At 70.5% G+C, this 21,854-nt stretch carries 21 protein-coding genes; 9 read left to right on the forward strand and 12 right to left on the reverse strand.

Translation table 11 applies throughout. The features are described 5' to 3' along the window. Nucleotides 1–139: 139 nt before the first annotated feature. Nucleotides 140–766, reverse strand: coding sequence for a PH domain-containing protein (locus QPK52_RS10320; protein WP_410537125.1), 627 nt, complete (start codon nt 764–766; stop codon nt 140–142). Continuing rightward, a complete protein-coding gene (locus tag QPK52_RS10325; protein WP_410537127.1) occupies nt 763–3,129 on the reverse strand; it encodes a hypothetical protein in 2,367 nt (788 codons plus the stop codon). The genes QPK52_RS10320 and QPK52_RS10325 overlap by 4 nt, the downstream gene beginning before the upstream one ends. Before the next feature lie 272 nt (nt 3,130–3,401). On the opposite strand from QPK52_RS10325, the gene QPK52_RS10330 reads away from it, so the two are divergent. From QPK52_RS10330 to QPK52_RS10345, 4 genes are read left to right on the forward strand one after another with little or no spacing between them, the layout of a single operon-like run. Beyond that, nucleotides 3,402–5,138 (forward strand): YwqJ-related putative deaminase, encoded by a 1,737-nt coding sequence (locus QPK52_RS10330; RefSeq protein ID WP_410537129.1) that lies wholly within the window; start codon nt 3,402–3,404, stop codon nt 5,136–5,138. A 23-nt stretch (nt 5,139–5,161) separates the two neighbouring features. Beyond that, nucleotides 5,162–5,635, forward strand: a complete 474-nt coding sequence (locus QPK52_RS10335; RefSeq protein WP_410537131.1) for an SUKH-3 domain-containing protein — start codon at nt 5,162–5,164, stop codon at nt 5,633–5,635. Next, on the forward strand, nt 5,628–6,017 hold the full coding sequence (locus tag QPK52_RS10340; protein WP_410537132.1) for a YwqJ-related putative deaminase: 390 nt from the start codon (nt 5,628–5,630) through the stop codon (nt 6,015–6,017). Before QPK52_RS10335 ends, QPK52_RS10340 begins: the two co-directional genes overlap by 8 nt. Further along, complete coding sequence (locus QPK52_RS10345) at nt 6,014–6,991, forward strand: SUKH-3 domain-containing protein (protein WP_410537134.1); 978 nt, start codon at nt 6,014–6,016, stop codon at nt 6,989–6,991. Before QPK52_RS10340 ends, QPK52_RS10345 begins: the two co-directional genes overlap by 4 nt. A gap of 82 nt (nt 6,992–7,073) precedes the next feature. Here QPK52_RS10345 and QPK52_RS10350 read toward each other — a convergent pair whose 3' ends face one another. The 3 genes from QPK52_RS10350 to QPK52_RS10360 all read right to left on the reverse strand — a co-directional run bounded on the left by QPK52_RS10350 (nt 7,074) and on the right by QPK52_RS10360 (nt 9,354). Beyond that, nucleotides 7,074–7,280 carry a DUF397 domain-containing protein gene (locus QPK52_RS10350; protein WP_410537135.1) on the reverse strand — a complete coding sequence of 69 codons (207 nt, stop codon included), beginning with the start codon at nt 7,278–7,280 and terminating at the stop codon, nt 7,074–7,076. Further along, nucleotides 7,277–8,164, reverse strand: coding sequence for a helix-turn-helix domain-containing protein (locus QPK52_RS10355; RefSeq protein WP_410537136.1), 888 nt, complete (start codon nt 8,162–8,164; stop codon nt 7,277–7,279). Before QPK52_RS10355 ends, QPK52_RS10350 begins: the two co-directional genes overlap by 4 nt. Nucleotides 8,165–8,490: 326 nt before the next feature. Beyond that, entirely contained in the window at nt 8,491–9,354 is an 864-nt protein-coding gene (locus QPK52_RS10360; protein ID WP_410537138.1) for a PASTA domain-containing protein, read from the reverse strand. A gap of 383 nt (nt 9,355–9,737) precedes the next feature. On the opposite strand from QPK52_RS10360, the gene QPK52_RS10365 reads away from it, so the two are divergent. From QPK52_RS10365 to QPK52_RS10385, 5 genes are all read left to right on the forward strand, one after another. Beyond that, on the forward strand, nt 9,738–10,193 hold the full coding sequence (locus QPK52_RS10365) for an ATP-binding protein (protein ID WP_410537139.1): 456 nt from the start codon (nt 9,738–9,740) through the stop codon (nt 10,191–10,193). Nucleotides 10,194–10,262: 69 nt separating this feature from the next. After that, a complete protein-coding gene (locus QPK52_RS10370; RefSeq protein WP_410537141.1) occupies nt 10,263–10,511 on the forward strand; it encodes a type II toxin-antitoxin system Phd/YefM family antitoxin in 249 nt (82 codons plus the stop codon). Then, a complete protein-coding gene (locus tag QPK52_RS10375; protein ID WP_410537142.1) occupies nt 10,508–10,774 on the forward strand; it encodes a type II toxin-antitoxin system RelE family toxin in 267 nt (88 codons plus the stop codon). Before QPK52_RS10370 ends, QPK52_RS10375 begins: the two co-directional genes overlap by 4 nt. Nucleotides 10,775–10,933: 159 nt before the next feature. Beyond that, on the forward strand, nt 10,934–11,317 hold the full coding sequence (locus QPK52_RS10380) for a PIN domain-containing protein (protein WP_410537144.1): 384 nt from the start codon (nt 10,934–10,936) through the stop codon (nt 11,315–11,317). A 3-nt stretch (nt 11,318–11,320) separates the two neighbouring features. After that, a complete protein-coding gene (locus QPK52_RS10385; RefSeq protein WP_410537145.1) occupies nt 11,321–11,506 on the forward strand; it encodes a hypothetical protein in 186 nt (61 codons plus the stop codon). A gap of 66 nt (nt 11,507–11,572) precedes the next feature. On the opposite strand, the gene QPK52_RS10390 is transcribed toward QPK52_RS10385, so the two are convergent. From QPK52_RS10390 to QPK52_RS10420, 7 genes are all read right to left on the reverse strand, one after another. Then, entirely contained in the window at nt 11,573–12,034 is a 462-nt protein-coding gene (locus QPK52_RS10390) for a hypothetical protein (protein WP_410537147.1), read from the reverse strand. 239 nt (nt 12,035–12,273) lie between these two features. Continuing rightward, nucleotides 12,274–13,467: an elongation factor Tu gene (gene tuf, locus QPK52_RS10395; protein ID WP_093660568.1), complete on the reverse strand. Its 1,194-nt coding sequence runs from the start codon at nt 13,465–13,467 to the stop codon at nt 12,274–12,276. A gap of 226 nt (nt 13,468–13,693) precedes the next feature. Then, nucleotides 13,694–15,814, reverse strand: coding sequence for an elongation factor G (gene fusA, locus QPK52_RS10400; protein WP_410537149.1), 2,121 nt, complete (start codon nt 15,812–15,814; stop codon nt 13,694–13,696). A gap of 39 nt (nt 15,815–15,853) precedes the next feature. Then, nucleotides 15,854–16,324 carry a 30S ribosomal protein S7 gene (gene rpsG, locus QPK52_RS10405; protein ID WP_093660564.1) on the reverse strand — a complete coding sequence of 157 codons (471 nt, stop codon included), beginning with the start codon at nt 16,322–16,324 and terminating at the stop codon, nt 15,854–15,856. Nucleotides 16,325–16,326: 2 nt separating this feature from the next. Continuing rightward, complete coding sequence (gene rpsL / locus QPK52_RS10410; protein WP_003948652.1) at nt 16,327–16,698, reverse strand: 30S ribosomal protein S12; 372 nt, start codon at nt 16,696–16,698, stop codon at nt 16,327–16,329. A 373-nt stretch (nt 16,699–17,071) separates the two neighbouring features. Continuing rightward, on the reverse strand, nt 17,072–17,554 hold the full coding sequence (locus QPK52_RS10415; RefSeq protein ID WP_093660729.1) for a DUF1707 and DUF4190 domain-containing protein: 483 nt from the start codon (nt 17,552–17,554) through the stop codon (nt 17,072–17,074). Between the two features lie 366 nt (nt 17,555–17,920). Next, nucleotides 17,921–21,820 (reverse strand): DNA-directed RNA polymerase subunit beta', encoded by a 3,900-nt coding sequence (locus QPK52_RS10420; RefSeq protein WP_410540276.1) that lies wholly within the window; start codon nt 21,818–21,820, stop codon nt 17,921–17,923. Between the last annotated feature and the right edge of the window lie 34 nt (nt 21,821–21,854).

Here is a 21,854-nt window from a genome sequence, read left to right on the forward strand (position 1 = left end):
CGGTACCCCGCCGGGGCACCGCCGAACCATGCCGGTTCCACCGTCCTCCGGCACGACGGCGGCACACCGGCGGCGCGGCGGCGGCGCAATGGCGGCTCTGCCCCTGTCTCCGCACCCCGCCGTCCGGCCGGGGCCGCCCTCAGCCCACCGGCAGCCAGTCCAGCACCAGCAGCCCCAGCGGCACCGCGCTCCACACCAGCAGCGGCAGCCCGGCCCCCCGTCCCGTGGCCGCGCGCGGCGGGCGCAACGCCGGATGCCGGGCCATCAGCGCGAGACGGTCGGCTGCCCGCTGCCCGGTGGCGGGCAGCCGCAGCAACCGCCGGAGCGCCGGCGGTGCGAACGCCCCGGCGATCACCCTCTCGCCGTCCGCCATCCCGAACTCCAGCGCGCCGTCGCGGCGGTGCTCCACCGTGCGTATCCAGCCCCAGGGCAGCCGGCGCGGCCCGAGCCAGCGGCGCACCAGCACCCCGTCCGCGTCCGCGGTGATCCGCCACAGCGCCATCCGGCAGCACAGCCACGCCCAGACCAGCGCGGCCCACACCCGGGCGATCCAGTCCCCCGGCGACTCCCCGGAGCCCGGCTCCGCACCCCACAGCAGCATGCCCGCCGCGAACGCGGCCCCCGCGGCACGGCCACCCCACCCGGCCCGCAGGACCACCGGTCCGTTCGCGGGCGGCATGTGCGGCAGCAGCTCGGCCAGCCGGCGCTCCCGCTCCAGCCGCCGGGCCCGCCGGGCCTCCCGGGACTTCTGTCGCACCCCCCTCATCGGACGGTCTCCTTCCCCTGCGGCAGCTCGACCCCCGGCGGCGTCAGCTCCTCCTCCACGTACTCCCGGAAGTCCCTCTCCTCGTCCGGGTCCGAGAGGTCGAACAGCGGACTGTCCGGCCACAGCGGCCGCCCGCCGATCCAGGGCACGACGGTGCCGGGTTCGTCGGACGCCCAGCGCAGCTCCGCCGTCCCCTCCAGCGGGAGCCGGGCCGCCGTCGGCGCGCGACGCGGGCCGCGGTCCGCCTCCAGCAGGGCGAACGGCCGCCTGCCACCGCCCGGTTCGAAGAACACCAGTTGCGGTGCGGTGCGCGGGTCCCCGGCGTCGGGCAGCAGCAGGTAGTCGGCGGTCCGGGCGCCGCTCCCGCGGGCCGCCCGCACCAGCCGGCGCAGGCGCCGCGCGGCATGCGCCGCGCACCATACGCCGCGTATCAGCACCAGCGCCGCGACCGTGCCGCTGACCACCAGGCCCTGCCCGAGCCCCTCGTCACCGGCGATGCGGGCCGCCGACGGGGAGTCCACGGCGTACTCCACGGTGACCTCGTCGCCCTCGCGCGGGCCCGGATCCTCGTGCGCGACGTCCGTGGTGACCGTGCGGCCGTCCGCCGTGCGGAAGGCGACCTCGGCGTCGCCCGGTACCAGCCAGGGCCCGAGCGGGGCGTCCTCGTAGCGGTACTCGACGGTGGCCCGTGCGGTCGCCGTCTCCGCGCCCCACAGCCTCACCGCCGAGATCCACCACCAGCCCGAGAGCGCCGCGGCGGCCACCAGGACGAGCAGCCCGATCCAGGGCACCCCGGTCGTCAGCACCATGCCCCGCAGCCGGGGCGAGCGCCACCAGGCGACGGCGCGGACGTCGGGTTCGCGCGGCGGGGTCCGGACGGGGGTGTCCAGACGGGAGCGCAGCAGCCGGGCCAGGGCCATGAGGTGCTCCCGGTCCAGTGGGTCCGGCGTCTCGCCCGGCCGGGACGCGGCCGCCCCCAAGGCCTTCTCCGGGGGCATCGGGGCAGCGGAGGAAACCGGAGATCCGGGAGGGGCCACAGACACGGGAGAGGCCGGGGCGGGCCGGGGGCGTGTGCGGACGCGCGTCGTCAGACCCCGGCCGGACAGCGCACGGCTCGCGACGCCCGCCGCCGCGAGTCCCAGGCAGGCGGCGGTGGCGCCGCCGAGCAGCCAGGGGCTCGCCTCCCGGTCGAACGCCGCGCCGCGCAGCGGCCAGGCCGCCGCGCTGACCTCCAGGGACTGCCCCTCCTCCACCGCATCGTCGTCGCAGTCCACCCCGGCGGTGCGCCGGGTGCCGTCCCAGGGGTCGGTCCAGGCGACGTGGCAGGTGAACTCCTCGGTGCCGGTGACCGTCGCACGCACCGTCGCCCCCGCCCCGTACGCGCAGACCAGCAGGCCGGCGCCGACCAGGCCCAGCGCTCCGGCGGTCGCGCTCCACCACGGCACCACGGCCGCCGCCCGCCGCAGGGCGGACGGCTCGGGGCTCCCGCCGTCGCGCAGATGGCGGCGGAGTCTGCGCAGCCGTGCGGCTCCGCCCAGGGACGCGGAGGCGGTGCCCGCCAGCCCCACCGCGCCGGTGACGGTGAGTGCGAGCGTCAGCATGAACGGCGAGTCCTCCAGATCGGCCGCCTCGCCGCGCAGCGGCCACGGCCGGGCGGCGATCCGCAGGGGGTCGCCGGCGCGCTCGCCGCCGTAGCAGTCGACGCCGGCGGTCCGCGTACCGCCCGTCCAGGGGTCCTCCCAGCGGACCGAGCAGACGCCGTCGCGCCTGCCGGTGACCTCCGCGGTCACCTCCTCGCCCAGGACGAAGGTGTGGAGGCCGAGGACGCCGAGCACGACCGCCAGCCCCAGCCCCGCGGCGGCGACCCCGGGCACCCGGAGCGACCGCCACCACGGGACGCGGAACGCCTCCGGTCCCGCCCGTCCCGCGCCCGGCGCGGCGGTCAGCTCGGCCACCAGGGTGTCCAGCCGGTCGCCCGGCACACCGATGCGCACGGTGCCCGCGCCGCCCGGCATCTCGTAGACCACCGTGGCCCAGTCGGTGCGCAGCAGACCCCCGCCGGCCCGCCCGAAGCGGGCCGCGTCCATCACCCGGCCGCCGCGCGCCACCGCCACCGGAGGCCGTACGCCGCCGACGAAGTACAGCGGACCGCCGTCCCCTCCGGCGGGGAACCACAGGTCGCCCCCGACCCGGCGGGCCGGATACGACACGCCGTTCCCGCTGAACAGGGCGCGTGTCCGCACCGCCTCCGCGCCGCCCGGCGCGCGGCGCGGAGGCCCGTCGCGACGGTCGGCCCAGGCCCCGACCAGCAGGCCGGACAGCACAGCGCACCCCACGAAGACGAAGAACCCCACCCCTGGCATCCGCCCACCCCTGCAAACGACTCCGGCGGAAGCGCCTCGCACCACCTGCCGCACGCTCCGGGAGGAAGAATCCCAGCAGGCCGTATGAGCAGGCAATCTTCTCCCCGCAGTCTCCGCGACGGCTCGCCCCGCCCCGGCGTTCGCCGGACCGTCGCCCGGGTCCGTGGCTCCGGGCCCCCGGAGGTTTCCCGGGAGCTCCGTGTCACCCCTCTGCGGCATGATGACCGTACGGCCACAGCGCGGACTGGCCTATTTGCGGGGGGAGTTGGGCCGTGGGGTATGTGCTGCCCGAGGGCGCCGACGCAATGCTCGACATCATCGGCGTGGGCTGGCCCAACGTCGACGAGGACGACTACCGCGACATGGCCAGGGAGCTGCGGGACTTCGCCGATGGCGTCGACGAGGACGCCCAGGCCGCGCACAAGGGCATGGAGCGGCTGATCTCCTCCGGGCAGAGCGAGGCGCTGAGCGCGCTGAACGGCTACTGGGGCAAGGTCAACGGCAAGCATCTGAAGGATCTGGGCGATGCCGCCCGGGTGCTGGCCGACGCGCTGGACGGGGCGGCCGGCCTGATCGCGGGCCGCAAGGCGGTGGCGGTCGGCGAGCTGATCGCGCTGGCCGCCTCCATCGGCATCGGACTGGCCGCCGCCCCGTTCACCGCCGGACTGTCCACCCTGCTGAGCGCAGGCGCGATCCAGGCGTGCCGCGTCGCGGTCAAGCGGGCGCTGAAGGAGGCCGCGGACCTGGCGGTGGAGGAGATCGTCACCGCGATGTCCGAACCCGCGGTGGCCGCGCTGGAGAACATGGCCGCCGAGCTGGTGGTGCAACTGGCCGCCAACGGGCTGGGCACCCAGGACGGCGTCGACATGGACAAGGTCGGCGACGCGGGCAAGGAAGGGCTCCAGCAGGGGTGGAACCTGGCCTCCGCCGACGGCGGCGGCCCGGGCTCCGGCCTGCCGCGGCTGGGAGGGCTGATCGGCACCCTGGACATCGACGAGGGCGAGCACGACCGGGCCGCGACCAGGCTCAACACCGCCGCCACCTCCCTCAACGGCCGCACCTCCGGCAGGCTGGGCAAGGCGCGCGGGCACCAGGGCCGCACCCGCGGCCGGGACGAGATCTCCAACCTCGTCAACGAGGTCGCCGACCGGGGCATGGACGCCCTGGAGAAGGCCACCAAACAGCTCGGCGACCACCTCGGCGGGGCCCTGCCCAGGGGGGTGCGCGGCATCGCCGACTCCCACAAGGAGAACGACCGCCGCACCAAGGACTCCTTCGACAGGATCAAGACCGGCGACGGCACCGACGGCGGCAGGGGGAAGGGCCCGGGCGGGGGCGGGCCGGGCGGAGGCGGGCCGCCGGGCGGCGGAGGCGGGGACGACGGGCGGCCCGAGCGCCGCCCCATGAACCCGCAGCCCGACTGGCACGGGCGCAGCGCCGGAAAGATGCGGCACCACCGGGGCGACGCGCTGCATGTGGACCACCTGCCCCGGGAAGAGCGCGTACGGGTTCTGGAGGAGGAGTCGCTGACCCTGGCCAATGCGGCGCGCGACGAACCGGTGAGGGAGAAGGGCGACTACCCGGTCGGAAAGGACCGGATCTCCAAGGCATGCTCGGGTAGCCTCCTGCACGACGGGGTCATCACTTCACACACCAGCACCACCAAGAAGCACGGCATGAAGATTCCCGATACCCACCCCGCCGTCGCGGAAGCGTTGAAGCAGGTGGAAACCGAACTCACCGAAAAGGGGAAGAGGACGGGAGCCGGGCATGGCAAGTGCGCTGAGGTGTCACTCATTTCCGACCGGCTGCACCAGATCGATCCTGACGGGGCGAGGATCCGTACGGTGGAGGACGCGCGCGAAGCGCTGTCGGGAGCCATGGTCCACACCCGGCAGATCGGTGAATCCGTGACCTCCGAGGAAAACCTCGCTCATGGTGACTACAAGAAGCCATGTCGTTCCTGTGAGCACATGCTCCCCATCCTCGGGGTGACGGCCCACAAGTGAGGAAAGAGAAAGACGGAGAGGCGATGAGATTTCCTTCGTCTCGGCAAGAGGCCGAGGCATGGTTCCGCCAGTACGGATGGAGTCCTGAGCGCGACATCGGCGCCGAAGCGGACGCACTCGTCCAAAAGGCTCGGGAACAGGCCGCCGAATACGGCGTCTCCTATGTCGTCTCCGAGTATGCGCGTGACTTCATCCGGAGCTTCGGGGGGCTCAGGATTCTCTTTGACGACAGCCCCGAGAACCACTTCGTGGCGAAGCCGGGTTTTGCGTACAAGGGGGACGCCGAAGGAATCGAGGAGTTCTCCGGGGAGCTGGGGGAGAGTCTCTTCCCGTTGGGCTTCGACACCTATGACGGTGCCGTCATGCTGGTGGACGGCAGAGGGCGCTTCTTCCTCATGCACCACACGGGCAACTACTACCTGGGCGATGATGTGCTGCAAGCCGTCACGAATTTCATGACGGCGGACATGCAGGATGCGGAGGACTTCTATGTCTGACGGCGTTCCCGGTGTCGCCGCCTCCCTGCTCGTCCGGGGCACGGTCGTGAGCCAGACGAACCTGACCGGGGACGGGCGGCCCGAACTGCACCCGGCGGTACGGGAGTTCTTCGACTCGCTCCCCCCTGAGCACCGGGAGCCGTTCATCGGCCACTGCGCCGAGTCCGCGCTCGTCTCCGACCAGTTGTGGCGTCTGGACCAGGAGCGCGCGGACGGCCGTACGACCACCCTCGACAAGGCGCTCCCGCACTTCGAGGGCTCGGCGATCATGTCCCGGAAGATCCGCGAGCAGGGCGACCCCGAGCACGGGCAGCCGACCCCGCCTTGTCGTTCGTGCACCGCCCTCCTGGAGAGGCTGTCCGTGCAGATCCTCAGTGCGTGAGGCCGGACCCCGTGGATCTCATGGACGCCATGGACCCCGTGGAGGAGCACCCGGCGCTGCGGGCCGGCGGCTGGAGTCCCGGCCGGGACGTGCAGGATCAGGCGATGACGGCGCTGCTGGAAGTGCTGAGCATGGTCTCCCCTGCTTCGGGCCCGCACCCGGCCCGATGGGAGCTCTTCCCTGCGGCGGAGCGGGCGCTCCGGGAGTTCCACGGCCTGCGTATACCGCCCGCCGGGGCGGGGAGGGACTGTGCGGCCACCGGGGCCGTCGTCGATCCGGCTCTGGCCCGGCACGCCCACCGGACGTTCGGCGAACTGGCCGGGGCACTCGGCCTACGGCTCTTCCCCTTCGGCCGCACGGACGGCGACTCGCTGCTCGCCGTGGACGAGGCGGGCCGCCTGTTCGCCGTGGACCACGGCGGATGGTGGCTGCTGGGCGATTCTCCGGGTGCCGGGCTCGAAGCACTGGCGCACGGGCATGCGCCGCACCGCCTGGAGAGCCGCCGGTGGCGGTGGTGGATTCCCCGCGGCGGGGACGGCCCGGTGGCCGAGGCGCTGCGAGCGGCCATGACCGCCGTCTACGTCCTGCACCGCCACGGCGTTCGCAGCGCCAGGACGCTGGGCGTCCGCGTCACGGCGCTGCGCGGCTTCGGGGCCGTGTCCTTCGATGAGCGGTTCGATCTGCACCCCACCTCGCTGGAGGAGAACGCCGGCCTCCTGGCTCGGGAGGTATCGGGCTCCCTGGAGAATGCCGGGGCCGCCCTGCGCGGGGCGGAACTCGCCGTCCTGGTGCTCCCGCCGCCGGACACGGCGATGCCCCTGGCCTCGGTCGACTGCCGGATCGCCGTGGACGGCTCGGCGGACGCCGCGCCCCTCGCGCTCGACCTGGCCGCCGGCCCCGGGGCGTCCGCCGGCACTGCCGAAGCCGCGGTGTCGGCCGCCGCCCGCGCCTTCGGTGCCTGGGCGGACGCCTGAACAAGGCGGGACGGGCTCTCCCAGCCGTCGCACGGCGACGCGTCCCGCACCCGGCCGGGTGCGGGACGCGTCGCCGTTGAGGTCAGTGCCCTGCCGTGCGCGTCAGGAAGTCGGCCCACGCACCCGGCGCGAAGGCAAGCTGCGGGCCCTGTATGTCCTTGGAGTCGCGAACGTGGACGGCGCCAGGGGTGGCCGCGACCTCGACGCAGTCGTTGTTGTTGCTGCCGCTGTAGCTGCTCTTGACCCACTCCAGCACGGAACCGTCTCCAGCAGAGGGCTTGGGCGTCATGTCATCTCTCCCAGCAGTTTCTCGATGAAGGCCAGCGACTCCCGTGGGCTGAGAGCCTGGGCCCGGATGATCCCATACCGCAGCTCAAGGACCTGCACTTGTTTGGGATCGACCACCAGGCGAGTGCTGAGCTGCGCCTCGGAGTAGCCCACCGCCGTGCCGTCCCTGAGCTTCAGCACCTGAATCTGCCCCGCCATCCCCGCATGGTCCTCGCGGTTCGTCGGCATCACCTGAATCTCGACGTGCCGCAACCGGCCGATCTCCAGCAGATGTTCGAGCTGGCGGCGCAGCACAATTCTGCCCCCGATCGGGCGCCGGAGGGTCACCTCTTCCTGGACAAAAGTCAGAGTTGGCGCGTACTTCCGCACGATGACCTCTTGTCGGGCCATGCGTGCGGCCATGTACCGCTCGAAATCATCCTCGGAGTAGGCGGGGCGACGCATGTCGAACAGTGCGCGGGCGTACTCCTCCGTCTGCAACAGCCCGTGGATGTTGTGCTCGTTGTAGGCGCCCAGCTCGACGGCATCGGCCTCCAGCTTGGCCAGATCCCGCACCTTCTTGGGGTAGCGGGCCTCCTCCACGTCCTTCTTCATCGCGGCGAGCTTGCCGCCCGCGCCCACGACCTCGTCCGCCTTGCCCAGGAACTCCGGGTGCGGCAGGCGCCTGGCCCGTTCGACCGCCGAGACCATGCCCAGGCTGTAGCCGATGGCGTCGCCCAGCTCCTGCTGCGTCAGCCCGGCCGACTCCCGCCACAGCTTGACCTGGCGGCCGGCGGCCTTCACCACCGGCGCGTACTCGTCGTCCCAGTCCGGCTCCCAGGGCGTGCCGTCCGCACTGTCCGTCGTGTGGCTCCCGCGTGCCGCGCCCTCGTTGTCCACAGCCATGTGCACCAGCCCCTCCGTGTTCGCCGTGCCCGTGTCCAACAGCGCCCGAACCGGAGCCGTCACGCCATACAAGCCGCACAGTCCCGTCCCGCATTCGCACAGCCACTCCCCGTTCGAACGCCGTCACCGAGAGTCACATTAGGCACAGGGGGTCCGTTACCGCACTCATCCGGCGGAAAATCCCTCGAACAGGAAATTCCACTTCAGACAGTCGCTCTACCGGAGACGACACGACGGCGAAGCCCCTGCCCGCCGTGCCGGTGGTCGCGTCCACCAGCACTTCGGACAGGGGCCTCAGTGGTCGGCGTCCCCTACCGGGTCACGCCCTACGAGTAGTTCCAGCGCTGCCCGTCGGCGCGCTGCTTGCAGTAGATGATCCGGCCGGCGGAGTTGTGCGTCTGCATACCGAGGTGCTTGTTGGCGCAGAACTGGCCGGCCTGGTAGCAGTTGCCCGCCGGGGAGGTCAGCTCGCACTGGCCGTTCCACTCGGCGGCACCGCCGGTCCCGCCCGGACCGCCCGTGGAACCGGAACCGCCGCCGGAACCGCTGTTGGCCGGAGGCGGCGGGGTGTAGTCGGGGTCGTTCTTCCGGTCCTTGTAGGTGCCCTCGTCCGATGGGCAGGAGCCGCCCTCGACGAGGGTCAGCACCGCCTCGGTGCCGGGCTTGACGTCCTTGCCCGCCGAGGGCGACTGGAAGCAGACCTTGTAACCGTCCGCGTCGCCCTCCACGTCGGAGGCGGAGACGGACACGTCCTTGTACGCCGACTCGACGTCGATGTCGTCCTCGTCCAAGCCCACCTTGGCCAGCGCCTTGACGGCCTTGGCGTAAACCTCTCCGGTGACGTCGGGAATCCGGGGCCAGGTGAGCGGGCCGCCGTCCTTCTTCGGGCAGAGAGCGCCCTCCCGGACGGCTCCGTAGTCGACGGTGCCGTAGCCGATCTCCTCGAAACACACCTTCCATTTCCCGGAAGGCTCGGCGTCGCCCTTGTTGGCGTTGTGGACGGAGACCTCGTAACCGGCGTCCTCGGCGGCTTCCCTGGCTGCCTGCAGGGCCTCGCCCCTCTGGGAGGAGATCCGCTCCGGCTCCGCCGTCACGGTGGCGGTCGCGGTCGCGGTGACGGTGACGGTCTCCTTCGGCTCCGCCCCGGCGCCGCCGTCCGAGCAGGCCCCGAGCACGAACGCGCCGAACACGCCGAAGGCGATGAACCTCCCGCGGATCGCGGCGCGACCCCCCGTCCGCTTTCCCCGTCCCGGAAGACTCCGGATCATCCGCCGATCATGCGCTTGCTGTCCGCGCGATATTTTCCGCGCAGCGTGAAACAACGTCATTCCGCCCCCCTGGCAGTGCCGTTCGTGCGGCGAACGCTAGCCGGGCGGAGCCTCCCGGGGCAGGCGATACGCAAAACCGGTTCTCACCCGTTTCGAGCGCCGAGGGTCGAATGCCGCGCGCAGCGGGGCGGGACGGGTCAGCGCTCACGTACCGGCCGTACAGACCGGTACACGAGCCGGACAGGAAGCTCCTGAGCACGCGTCAGGTCTGGCCGGGGCGGACACGAGTGGACACGCTGGGTGACGTGACTCCAGAGACCACCCGAACCGAGAGCCCCGCCCCGGCCCCCGCCCAGGGCCTCTCCGTGCTCCTCTCCCCCACCCGCCGGGGAGCCCGGCTGGCACGGCTCCTGACCGTCGCGCACCTGGCCGACCAGGGGCTGCCCACCGAGGTGGCCGCGCAGATCACCGCCGAGCTGGCGGGCAACGCCGTCCTGCACGGGCGCGTGCCCGGCCGGGACTTCCGGCTGGGCCTGCGCGTCACCGGGAACGGCGGTGACGGTGGCGGCGTCACACTGCGCATCGAGGTGTCCGACGCTCGCGGCGACCGCCTCCCGGCCGTGCCCGGTCCGCCGGCGCCCGAGGACGCGGAGGGCGGGCGCGGGCTGCTGCTCGTCGAGGCGCTGGCCGACCGCTGGGGCGTGGAGACCTGGCCGCCACCACGCAAGACGGTCTGGGCCGAACTCGATCTCCGCCCCTGACCCCACCGCATGTACCGCACCCGCGCCATCCGCACGTACCGCCCACGCACCGCCATGGACACGTACCCGATGACCAGTGAGACCGCCCGCGCCGCGCGCAACCGCCTCGGCGACCTCATCGACCGCGCGCTGCGCGGCGAGCACACCGTGATCACCCGCAACGGCAAGGAGGCCGCGGCCGTCGTCCCCGTCTCCCTCCTGCGCAGGCTGCGCCTGCTGGAGGACGCAGCCGACCGCCGTGCCGTCCTGGACGCCCTCCACGAGCCCGCCTACGCCCTTGACGAGGTGCTGCGCGAGACGCTGGAGCGCGCCCGATGACGTACGACGTCCGCCTCGCCGCCACCGCCCGCGACCGGCTCCGCGCACTCGACCGGGAACGGGCCCTGCGCATCCTGGGCCGACTCACCGACCTGCTCGCCGACCCGTACGCGCCGGACACCACCGCCCTGCCCGGCTCGTACGAGAGCGAGCGGCGGCTGCACGCGGGCGACCACCGCGTGGTCTACACCGTCCACGACCGCCGGCAGCAGGTGCACGTCGTCCGCATCGCCCACCGCGACGAGGTCCACCGGCCCTCCTGACCCGGCGGCCCGTGCGGCGCCCGCGGGGTCTCCGCTCAGGCGGCGGAGGGGGCGGCCGGTCGGGGCGTTCCCGCCGGACGGGTCGTCGCCGTCGCGGCGCGGGGTGAAGACGAACGCCGCCGTCAAGCCGCCGATGAGCTCACCCAACTGGGCCAGGAGATGGGACTGATCCGAAGCATGGCCTTCGTCGCCCTGTACGACGCCAGCGTGCTGTACCCGAGCACCCTGCGTGACCTGCTCATATCCATAGCGCAGGACGGCCTCGTGCAGGCCAAGTGGACCGATCGCGTCCTCGATGAGACGTTCGGCAACCTGAAGGCCAAGCGACCCGATCTCGACTCCGCCCGGCTCGACCGGACCAGACAGGCGATGATGAGGGCCGTGGGCGACTGCATGGTCAGGGGTTACGAGCCCCTCATCGGGGCCGTCGAGCTCCCCGGCCCGGATGACCGCCACGTCCTCGCGGCGGCCGTCCGGGCCAAAGCCCAGGTCATCGTCACGTTCAACCTCAAGGACTTCCCTTCCGACGTCCTGTCGGCGTGAGACGTGGAGGCCAAGCACCCCGACGCCTTCATCGAGGACCAGATCGACCTGGATCCGGCCGCTGTATATGCGGCGGTGCGGCAGATCGCGGACAGATGGAAGAACCCGCCGGGAACCGTGGAGGACGTGCTCGGACGGCTGGAACGAGACGGCATGGTCGCCGCAGCCGCGGCCCTTCGAGCTCTCTGAACGGGCAACGGCCGTGCCGGCCTTAGCCCGGGCCGGGGGTGGATCGCGGAAGGCGCGGCAGGGCCCTCACTTCACCTTGTGCTTGCAGCCCAGGACGTCCTTGCCGTCCTGGTTGTCGTCGACCTTCTCGCCGTCGACGGTGATGGTGCAGGGTGCGGGCCTGAGCATGCCGTCGTCGCCCGGGACCGAGCCGGGTACGACCGACACCAGGACGCCGACCTCCTGCTCCGCCTTCGTCAGGGAGAGCTCGACCGTCTTCTTCCACGGGAGCGTGACCTGCTCGGTCCTGTTCCCGTCGGCGGTGTAGGCGATCTGCGTCTTTCCGGTGCCTTGGACCTCAAGGGTCACCTCGCGCACCACCTCGCCGCCCTCGCCCGCGCCTCCGCCGCCCGTACCACCGCCCGGCTCCTCGCTCCCGGAGGCCGACGGGGCGGGCTTCCCCTCGGCTCCCCCGTCGTCCCCGCCGCCGCATCCCGTCAGCAGCACACCGGACACGATCAGGGCCAGTCCGGCGGTCGTCCTGCGCATCCCCGCTCCCCTCGCGAATCGGAACCGCCCGGGGCGTCCCCGGACCGCACCGGCGATCCTAGTCAGCCGGGACCGGCCGAACGGCCTTGGAGGGCGGGCCTGTTCGCCGGCCGGAGCAGCAGTGGAACCGGCTCGCGCCGGAAGGGGTCGGCGGGCAACGGAAAGGGCCCGTACGACTCACGTCGTACGGGCCCTTTCGCCGACCGGGAGGTCAGCGGTGCCTCAAGAGGCGGACCGGGTCACTTGACGATCTTGGTGACCTGGCCGGCGCCCACGGTCCGGCCACCCTCGCGGATGGCGAACTTCAGGCCCTCCTCCATGGCGACCGGCTGGATGAGCTCGACCTTCATCTCGGTGTTGTCGCCCGGCATGACCATCTCGGTGCCCTCGGGGAGGGTCACCACGCCGGTCACGTCCGTGGTACGGAAGTAGAACTGCGGGCGGTAGTTGTTGAAGAACGGGGTGTGACGGCCACCCTCGTCCTTCGACAGGATGTAGGCCTGGGCCTCGAACTCGGTGTGCGGGGTGACCGAACCCGGCTTGATGATGACCTGGCCGCGCTCGACGTCCTCGCGCTTGATGCCGCGGAGCAGCAGACCGACGTTCTCACCGGCCTGGCCCTCGTCGAGCAGCTTGCGGAACATCTCGATGCCGGTGACCGTGGTGGAGGTCTTCTCCGGCTTGATGCCGATGATGTCGACGTTCTCGTTGACCTTCAGGACACCGCGCTCGATACGGCCGGTGACGACCGTACCGCGACCGGTGATCGTGAAGACGTCCTCGATCGGCATCAGGAACGGCTTCTCGACGTCACGCTCGGGCTCCGGGATGGACTCGTCCACGGCCTTCATCAGGTCGAGGACGGACTGGGCCCACTGCTCGTCGCCCTCGAGCGCCTTCAGCGCCGAGACGCGGACGACCGGAACCTCGTCACCCGGGAACTCGTACTCGGAGAGCAGCTCACGGACCTCGAGCTCGACGAGCTCCATGATCTCCTCGTCGTCCACCATGTCGGCCTTGTTCAGGGCGACGACGATGTACGGAACGCCGACCTGGCGGGCCAGGAGCACGTGCTCCTTGGTCTGCGGCATCGGGCCGTCGGTGGCGGCGACCACGAGGATGGCGCCGTCCATCTGGGCAGCACCGGTGATCATGTTCTTGATGTAGTCCGCGTGACCCGGGCAGTCGACGTGGGCGTAGTGACGGGACTCCGTCTGGTACTCGACGTGCGCGATGGAGATGGTGATACCGCGCTGACGCTCCTCAGGAGCCTTGTCGATGTTCTCGAACGCCGAGACCTCGTTCAGGTCGGGGTAGGCGTCGTGCAGCACCTTGGTGATCGCCGCGGTAAGGGTGGTCTTACCGTGGTCGATGTGACCGATGGTGCCGATGTTGACGTGCGGCTTAGTCCGCTCGAACTTCGCCTTCGCCACTGGGGTCCTCCTGTGGACTGGTGCTGTACTCCCCCGCGCTCCGCGGAGGGGTTCAGGTGGTCGTGCCGAATCGGTCAGGACCCCGAGGGGACGCCCTTGACCGCTTCGTATCTGGGTGGGCGGGCTGCCGGGGCCCGTCACCGCGCGGCGCGCGCCCGGTGACGGGAGACCCCGAAGGCCTTGTTGTGCTCCAGCCTAATGGGTGGATAGCGCCACGAAACGTGCGCTACTCGCCCTTGGCCTTCGCGATGATCTCCTCGGCGACGTTCCTGGGAACCTCGGCGTAGGAGTCGAACTGCATCGAGTAGCTCGCGCGACCGGAGGTCTTGCTGCGCAGGTCACCGACGTAACCGAACATCTCCGACAGCGGAACCAGGCCCTTGACGACCTTGGCGCCGGCGCGGTCCTCCATGGCCTGGATCTGGCCACGGCGGGAGTTGATGTCACCGATCACATCGCCCATGTAGTCCTCGGGCGTGGTGACCTCGACGGCCATCATCGGCTCCAGCAGGGCCGGGCTGGCCTTGCGGGCGGCCTCCTTGAAGACCATGGAGCCGGCGATCTTGAACGCCATCTCGGAGGAGTCGACGTCGTGGTAGGCGCCGTCCAGCAGCGTCACCCGCACGCCGGTGAGCGGGTAGCCCGCCAGCACGCCGAACTCCATGGCCTCCTGGCAGCCGGCGTCCACCGAGGGGATGTACTCCTTGGGGATGCGGCCACCGGTGACCTTGTTGACGAACTCGTAGCCGTCGCCCTCGAGGGGCTCGACCGCGATCTGCACCTTCGCGAACTGGCCGGAACCACCAGTCTGCTTCTTGTGCGTGTAGTCGACCTTCTCGACGGCCTTGCGCAGGGTCTCGCGGTAGGCCACCTGCGGCTTACCGACGTTCGCCTCGACCTTGAACTCGCGCTTCATCCGGTCGACCAGCACCTCAAGGTGCAGCTCGCCCATGCCCGCGATGATGGTCTGCCCGGTCTCCTCGTTCGTCTTGACCTGGAAGGACGGGTCCTCCTCGGCCAGACGCTGGATGGCGACACCCAGCTTCTCCTGGTCGCCCTTGGACTTCGGCTCGATGGCGACCTCGATCACCGGGGCCGGGAAGTCCATGGACTCCAGGATCACCGGAGCGGACGCGTCGCAGAGGGTCTCGCCGGTGGTGGTCTGCTTCAGACCCATGACGGCGACGATGTCGCCGGCACCCACGCTGTCGATCTCCTCACGCTTGTTCGCGTGCATCCGGTAGATCTTGCCGATGCGCTCCTTCTTGCCCTTCACGGAGTTCAGCACCTGCGTGCCGGACTCCAGGCGGCCCGAGTAGACCCGGATGAAGGTGAGCTTGCCGAGGTGCGGGTCGCTCGCGATCTTGAAGGCGAGAGCGGCCAGCGGCTCGTCCTCGGACGGCTTGCGCTTGATGACCTCGTCGGCGTCGGAGGGGGACTGCCCCTCGATCGCCTCGATGTCGACCGGCGACGGCAGGTAGCGCACGACCGCGTCGAGCAGGGGCTGGACGCCCTTGTTCTTGAACGCGGTACCGGTGAACACCGGGGTGACGGTGGTGCCCTCGCCCTTGCCGGACTCGATGGTGATACGGCGGATCGCCGAGTACAGCTGCTCCTCGGAGGGCTCCTCGCCCTCCAGGTACAGCTCCATCAGCTCCTCGTCGTTCTCGGCGACGGTCTCGAGCAGCTTGCCGCGCCACTCCTGGGCCTGCTCCTGCATGTCGGCCGGGATGTCGACGACGTCGTACATCTCGCCCTTGGCGGCCTCCGCCGACCAGACCAGGGCCTTCATGCGGACCAGGTCCACGACGCCCTGGAAGTCGGACTCGGCGCCGATCGGGAGCTGCATGACCAGCGGCTGCGCACCCAGGCGGCCCACGATCATCTCGACGCAGCGGAAGAAGTCCGCGCCGGTGCGGTCGAGCTTGTTGACGAAGCAGATACGCGGAACGCCGTAGCGGTCCGCCTGGCGCCACACCGTCTCGGACTGGGGCTCGACACCGGCCACCCCGTCGAACACCGTCACGGCACCGTCGAGCACGCGCAGGGAGCGCTCCACCTCGACGGTGAAGTCGACGTGGCCCGGGGTGTCGATGATGTTGATGGTGTGGTCGACGTTGTCGAGCGGCCAGTGGCAGGTCGTCGCGGCCGACGTGATGGTGATGCCGCGCTCCTGCTCCTGCTCCATCCAGTCCATGGTGGCAGCGCCGTCGTGGACCTCACCGATCTTGTAGCTCACACCGGTGTAGAACAGGATCCGCTCGGTGGTGGTCGTCTTGCCCGCGTCGATGTGGGCCATGATCCCGATGTTGCGGACCCTGGCCAGGTCAAGTGAAGTGGTAGCCATAAGGCTCAGTCTTCTCTCGGTTCTCGATGGGGGAAGCGACTACCAGCGGTAGTGCGCGAAGGCCTTGTTGGACTCGGCCATCTTGTGGGTGTCCTCGCGCTTCTTCACGGCGGCGCCGAGCCCGTTGGAGGCGTCGAGCAGCTCGTTCATCAGACGCTCGGTCATCGTCTTCTCACGGCGCGCGCGGGCGTAGCCCACGATCCAACGCAGCGCGAGAGTGGAGGAACGGCCGGGGCGGACCTCGACCGGAACCTGGTAGGTGGCGCCACCGACGCGGCGGGAGCGGACCTCGAGGGTCGGCTTCACGTTCTCGAGCGCGCGCTTGAGCGTGATGACCGGGTCGTTGCCGGTCTTCTCGCGCAGGCCCTCCATGGCGCCGTACACGATGCGCTCGGCGGTGGAGCGCTTGCCGTGCAGCAGCACCTTGTTGATGAGGGAGGTCACCAGAGGAGAGCCGTAGACCGGGTCGATGATGACCGGCCGCTTCGGGGCGGGGCCCTTACGAGGCATGCTTACTTCTCCTTCTTGGCGCCGTAGCGGCTGCGAGCCTGCTTGCGGTTCTTGACGCCCTGGGTGTCGAGGGAGCCGCGGATGATCTTGTAGCGAACACCCGGCAGGTCCTTCACACGACCACCGCGCACGAGCACGATGGAGTGCTCCTGCAGGTTGTGGCCCTCACCCGGAATGTAAGCGGTGACCTCGATGCCGCTGGTCAGACGCACACGCGCGACCTTACGCAGGGCCGAGTTCGGCTTCTTGGGGGTGGTGGTGAAAACGCGCGTGCAGACGCCGCGGCGCTGGGGCGAACCCTCGAGTGCCGGCGTCTTGTTCTTCTCGACCTTGTCCTGTCGGCCCTTGCGGACCAACTGCTGGATCGTAGGCACCGTTTCTCCGGTTTCTGTGTGCCAGTCTCGGTACAACTAACCCGGGCCACTCTCCGACCCACGCGGTCGGGTGTGTCGAAGGCTGCACACTCCCGCGATGCGGGGCCCACTGGGTGAGAAGCATGCAGATTTCGGTGTCCCCGTCCTCACATCCCGCGGCGTCTTGGCGCACACGAGAGCGCAGGGGATACCCCAGGCACAAGGTCAGAGCGTACCTACCGCATCGGCTCCGGTCAAAACAAATGCCCATGCCACCGTAGTGGGCGCGGAGCGGTAGTGGAAGAGCGCCCGAAGTCCCCCGCGACTCCCGCGAACCGCCTTCCGGCTCCCTCTCACGACCCCCTCCGCACAGCGGGCCGGCCCGCCGGAACGCTCACGGCGAGGCGGCCGCGATCACCACGATCGCCAGCAGTACCAGCGCGGCGAACCCGATCGTCAGCCAGCCCAGGACCAGGCCGGCCATGGCCATCCCGTCGCCCTTCTCGCCGGTGCGGCGGATCTCGGCGCGCGCCTTGTGCCCCAGGATCACCGCGGGAATGGCGGTCACCCCGTAGAACGGCGTGAGGACCCCGCAGACCAGGGCTCCGACCGCGGAGTTGTTCGTCTGGGGCGGGGGCGGCAGGAAGGTGCGCGGCACCGCAGGCTGGTACGGCTGAGCGTACTGCGGCGCGGGCGCGGGCACCGCCATCGGCCCCTGCGGCAGATCGGCGATGAGCGCGTGCAACTCCCCGTACGTCTGCGCCTGGTGGGCCCGGCCCATCCGCTGCTCGTACTCGGCGAGGCTCAACCGGCCCTCGGCGTAACCGGCCTTGAGCACGTCCACGGTGCGCTCCCGGTCCGCGTGGGACGCGCGCATCATCGGCAGTTGCGACGCCTGGTGCGCGGCCTGCGAGGGCTGCGGCAGGTGCGGCCCCGCCTGCCTCGGCGGCCCGCCGTACCCGCCCTGCTGACCCGGCTGTCCCCATGGCTGGTACGACACCGGCTCCACCTCCCCACGTTCGGGCTGCCCCCATCATCCATGACGCCGGCGCCCCTTGGGGAGTTCCAGGCCGCCCGGAACACACCGCGCGCACCGGCTGGACCGACCGGAACGGCGGGAACGGCGGGAACGGCGGGAACGGCGGAGAACACCGCGGGGCGGCCCCTCCGAGGAGGGACCGCCCCGCGGGCTTGTCCGACAGCCCGTGTCAACGGGCCGTGTCAACGGACCGCACGGCCTCGCTCAGCCGTTGTACGGGCCGTAGTCGTAGTCCTCCAGCGGGACCGCCTGGCCGGAGCCGGTGCCGAAGGGCGAGTAGTCGATGTCGTCGTAGCCGACGGCCGAGTACATCGCGGCCTTCGCCTCCTCGGTCGGCTCGACCCGGATGTTGCGGTAGCGGGACAGGCCCGTACCGGCCGGGATGAGCTTACCGATGATGACGTTCTCCTTGAGGCCGATCAGGGAGTCCGACTTGGCGTTGATCGCCGCGTCGGTCAGGACCCTGGTCGTCTCCTGGAAGGACGCCGCCGACAGCCAGGACTCCGTGGCCAGCGAGGCCTTGGTGATGCCCATCAGCTGCGGACGGCCGGAGGCCGGCTGGCCGCCCTCCGCCACGACGCGGCGGTTCTCGCCCTCGAACTTCGAGCGCTCGACCAGCTCGCCGGGCAGCAGCTCGGCGTCGCCGGACTCGATGATCGTCACACGGCGCAGCATCTGCCGGATGATGATCTCGATGTGCTTGTCGTGGATCGACACACCCTGCGAGTTGTAGACCTTCTGGACCTCGCCCACCAGGTGCACCTGCACCGCGCGCTGGCCGAGGATGCGCAGCACGTCGTGCGGGTTGGTGGCGCCGACCGTCAGCGGCTGGCCGACGTCGACGTGGTCGCCCTCGGAGACCAGCAGGCGGGCGCGCTTGGACACGCCGTAGGAGGTCTCGTCGGAACCGTCGTCGGGGGTGACGACGATCTTCTTGGTCTTCTCGGTCTCCTCGATCCGCACGCGGCCGGCGGCCTCGGAGATCGGGGCGACACCCTTGGGGGTGCGGGCCTCGAAGAGCTCGACGACACGCGGCAGACCCTGGGTGATGTCGTCACCGGCCACACCACCGGTGTGGAAGGTGCGCATCGTCAGCTGGGTGCCGGGCTCACCGATGGACTGGGCGGCGATGATGCCGACGGCCTCGCCGATGTCCACCAGCTTGCCGGTCGCCAGCGAGCGGCCGTAGCACATGGCGCAGGTGCCGACGGCGGACTCGCAGGTGAGGACCGAGCGGGTCTTGACCGTCTCCACGCCGTGCCGCACCAGCTCGTCGATGAGCACGTCGCCCAGGTCGGTGCCGGCCGGGGCCAGCACCTTGCCGTCGACGGTGACGTCCTCGGCGAGGCAGCGCGCGTACACGCTGGTCTCGACGTCGTCCGCCTTGCGCAGCACGCCGTCCGCGCCCTTGGAGGCGATCACGAGCTTCAGGCCGCGGTCGGTGCCGCAGTCCTCCTCGCGGATGATCACGTCCTGCGAGACGTCCACCAGACGACGGGTCAGGTAACCGGAGTCGGCGGTGCGCAGCGCGGTGTCCGCCAGACCCTTACGGGCACCGTGCGTGGAGATGAAGTACTCCAGCACGGACAGACCCTCGCGGAACGACGCCTTGATCGGCCGCGGGATGGTCTCGTTCTTGGCGTTGGACACCAGACCGCGCATACCGGCGATCTGGCGCATCTGCATCATGTTTCCGCGGGCGCCCGAGTCGACCATCATGAAGATCGGGTTGGTCTTCGGGAAGTTCTCCGCCATGGCCTCGGCGACCTCGTTGGTCGCACGGGTCCAGATGCCGATGAGCTCGTTGGAGCGCTCGTCCTTGGTGATCAGACCGCGCTCGTACTGCTTCTGGACCTTCTCGTCCTGCGCCTCGTAGTTCGCGATGATCTCCTTCTTGGCCTCGGGGACCACGACGTCGGAGATCGCGATGGTGACGCCGGAACGGGTCGCCCAGTGGAAACCGGCCGACTTCAGGTTGTCCAGCGCCGCGGCGACGACGACCTTGGGGTAGCGCTCGGCGAGGTCGTTGACGATCGCGGAGAGCTGCTTCTTGCCCACGGTGTAGTCGACGAACGGGTAGTCCTCGGGCAGCAGCTCGTTGAAGAGCGCGCGGCCCAGGGTGGTGCGCAGCCGGAACGGGTCGCCGGACTGCCACTCCGGCTCGCCCTCCTCCGCGACCGGCGGGGTCCAGCCGCGGGGCGGGACCGAGCCGACGGGGAAGCGGATGTCGATCTTCGCCTGGAGCGACAGCTCCCGGGCGTCGAACGCCATGATCGCCTCGGCGACCGAGTTGAACGACCGGCCCTCGCCCTTGACCTCGCCCTCCACCTCGTCGGTGGTGAGGAAGAACAGGCCCAGCACCATGTCCTGGGTCGGCATGGTGACGGGGCGGCCGTCGGCCGGCTTGAGGATGTTGTTCGAGGACAGCATCAGGATGCGGGCCTCGGCCTGCGCCTCCGCGGACAGCGGCAGGTGCACGGCCATCTGGTCGCCGTCGAAGTCCGCGTTGAACGCGGTGCACACCAGCGGGTGGATCTGGATGGCCTTGCCCTCGACCAGCTGCGGCTCGAAGGCCTGGATGCCCAGGCGGTGCAGGGTCGGCGCGCGGTTGAGCAGCACCGGGTGCTCGGCGATGACCTCTTCGAGCACGTCGTACACGACCGTGCGGCCGCGCTCGACCATGCGCTTGGCCGACTTGATGTTCTGCGCGTGGTTGAGGTCCACCAGGCGCTTCATCACGAACGGCTTGAACAGCTCCAGCGCCATGGCCTTGGGCAGACCGCACTGGTGCAGCTTGAGCTGCGGGCCGACGACGATCACCGAACGCGCCGAGTAGTCGACGCGCTTGCCCAGCAGGTTCTGGCGGAAGCGGCCCTGCTTGCCCTTGAGCATGTCGGACAGCGACTTCAGCGGACGGTTGCCGGGGCCCGTGACCGGGCGGCCGCGGCGGCCGTTGTCGAAGAGCGCGTCGACGGCCTCCTGGAGCATGCGCTTCTCGTTGTTCACGATGATCTCGGGCGCGCCGAGGTCGAGAAGCCGCTTCAGACGGTTGTTGCGGTTGATGACACGGCGGTACAGGTCGTTCAGGTCGGAGGTCGCGAAGCGGCCACCGTCCAGCTGCACCATCGGACGCAGGTCCGGCGGGATGACCGGCACGCAGTCCAGCACCATGCCCTTGGGGCTGTTGCGGGTCTGCAGGAAGGCGGAGACGACCTTGAGGCGCTTGAGCGCACGGGTCTTCTTCTGGCCCTTGCCGGTCCGGATGATCTCGCGGAGCTTCTCCGCCTCCTCCTCCAGGTCGAAGGTCTCCAGCCGCTTCTGCAGCGCGGCGGCGCCCATCGAGCCGTCGAAGTAGGTCCCGAAGCGGTCGCGCAGCTCGCGGTAGAGCAGCTCGTCGCCCTCCAGGTCCTGGACCTTGAGGTTCTTGAAGCGGTTCCAGACCTCGTCCAGGCGGTCGATCTCGCGCTGGGCGCGGTCGCGGATCTGCTTCATCTCGCGCTCGGCGCCCTCGCGCACCTTGCGGCGCACGTCGGCCTTGGCGCCCTCGGCCTCCAGCTCCGCGAGGTCGGCCTCCTGCTTCTTGGCCCGGGCCTCCAGGTCGGCGTCGCGGCGCTGCTCGATCTGCTGGCGCTCCACGGAGACGTGGGCCTCCAGGGAGGGCAGGTCGCGCGTGCGGCGCTCCTCGTCCACCCACGTGATCATGTAGGCGGCGAAGTAGATGACCTTCTCCAGGTCCTTCGGGGCGAGGTCGAGCAGGTAGCCCAGACGGGAGGGCACGCCCTTGAAGTACCAGATGTGGGTGACGGGGGCGGCGAGCTCGATGTGGCCCATCCGCTCACGGCGCACCTTGGCGCGGGTCACCTCGACGCCGCAGCGCTCGCAGATGATGCCCTTGAAGCGGACGCGCTTGTACTTGCCGCAGTAGCACTCCCAGTCCCGGGTCGGACCGAAGATCTTCTCGCAGAAGAGCCCGTCCTTTTCCGGCTTGAGGGTGCGGTAGTTGATGGTCTCCGGCTTCTTGACCTCGCCGTGGGACCACTGACGGATGTCGTCAGCGGTGGCCAGGCCGATTCGCAGCTCGTCGAAGAAGTTGACGTCGAGCACTCTCGTCAATCCCTCTCAGGGTTTGTGCCCCTCG

Source organism: Streptomyces sp. KL2 (assembly GCF_046529545.1).
Taxonomy (GTDB): Bacteria; Actinomycetota; Actinomycetes; order Streptomycetales; family Streptomycetaceae; genus Streptomyces; species Streptomyces radiopugnans.

What these genes read in the sequence shown, in the direction of transcription:
- QPK52_RS10355 (WP_410537136.1), bottom strand. Translation starts at nt 8,164, where the DNA reads ATGGCTGTGGACAACGAGGGCGCGGCACGCGGGAGCCACACGACGGAC.
- rpsG (WP_093660564.1), bottom strand. Translation starts at nt 16,324, where the DNA reads ATGCCTCGTAAGGGCCCCGCCCCGAAGCGGCCGGTCATCATCGACCCG.
- QPK52_RS10325 (WP_410537127.1), bottom strand. Translation starts at nt 3,129, where the DNA reads ATGCCAGGGGTGGGGTTCTTCGTCTTCGTGGGGTGCGCTGTGCTGTCC.
- QPK52_RS10370 (WP_410537141.1), top strand. Translation starts at nt 10,263, where the DNA reads ATGACCAGTGAGACCGCCCGCGCCGCGCGCAACCGCCTCGGCGACCTC.
- QPK52_RS10340 (WP_410537132.1), top strand. Translation starts at nt 5,628, where the DNA reads ATGTCTGACGGCGTTCCCGGTGTCGCCGCCTCCCTGCTCGTCCGGGGC.
- QPK52_RS10380 (WP_410537144.1), top strand. Translation starts at nt 10,934, where the DNA reads ATGGGACTGATCCGAAGCATGGCCTTCGTCGCCCTGTACGACGCCAGC.
- fusA (WP_410537149.1), bottom strand. Translation starts at nt 15,814, where the DNA reads ATGGCTACCACTTCACTTGACCTGGCCAGGGTCCGCAACATCGGGATC.
- QPK52_RS10335 (WP_410537131.1), top strand. Translation starts at nt 5,162, where the DNA reads ATGAGATTTCCTTCGTCTCGGCAAGAGGCCGAGGCATGGTTCCGCCAG.
- QPK52_RS10320 (WP_410537125.1), bottom strand. Translation starts at nt 766, where the DNA reads ATGAGGGGGGTGCGACAGAAGTCCCGGGAGGCCCGGCGGGCCCGGCGG.
- QPK52_RS10350 (WP_410537135.1), bottom strand. Translation starts at nt 7,280, where the DNA reads ATGACGCCCAAGCCCTCTGCTGGAGACGGTTCCGTGCTGGAGTGGGTC.
- QPK52_RS10390 (WP_410537147.1), bottom strand. Translation starts at nt 12,034, where the DNA reads ATGCGCAGGACGACCGCCGGACTGGCCCTGATCGTGTCCGGTGTGCTG.
- QPK52_RS10415 (WP_093660729.1), bottom strand. Translation starts at nt 17,554, where the DNA reads ATGCGCGCGTCCCACGCGGACCGGGAGCGCACCGTGGACGTGCTCAAG.
- QPK52_RS10375 (WP_410537142.1), top strand. Translation starts at nt 10,508, where the DNA reads ATGACGTACGACGTCCGCCTCGCCGCCACCGCCCGCGACCGGCTCCGC.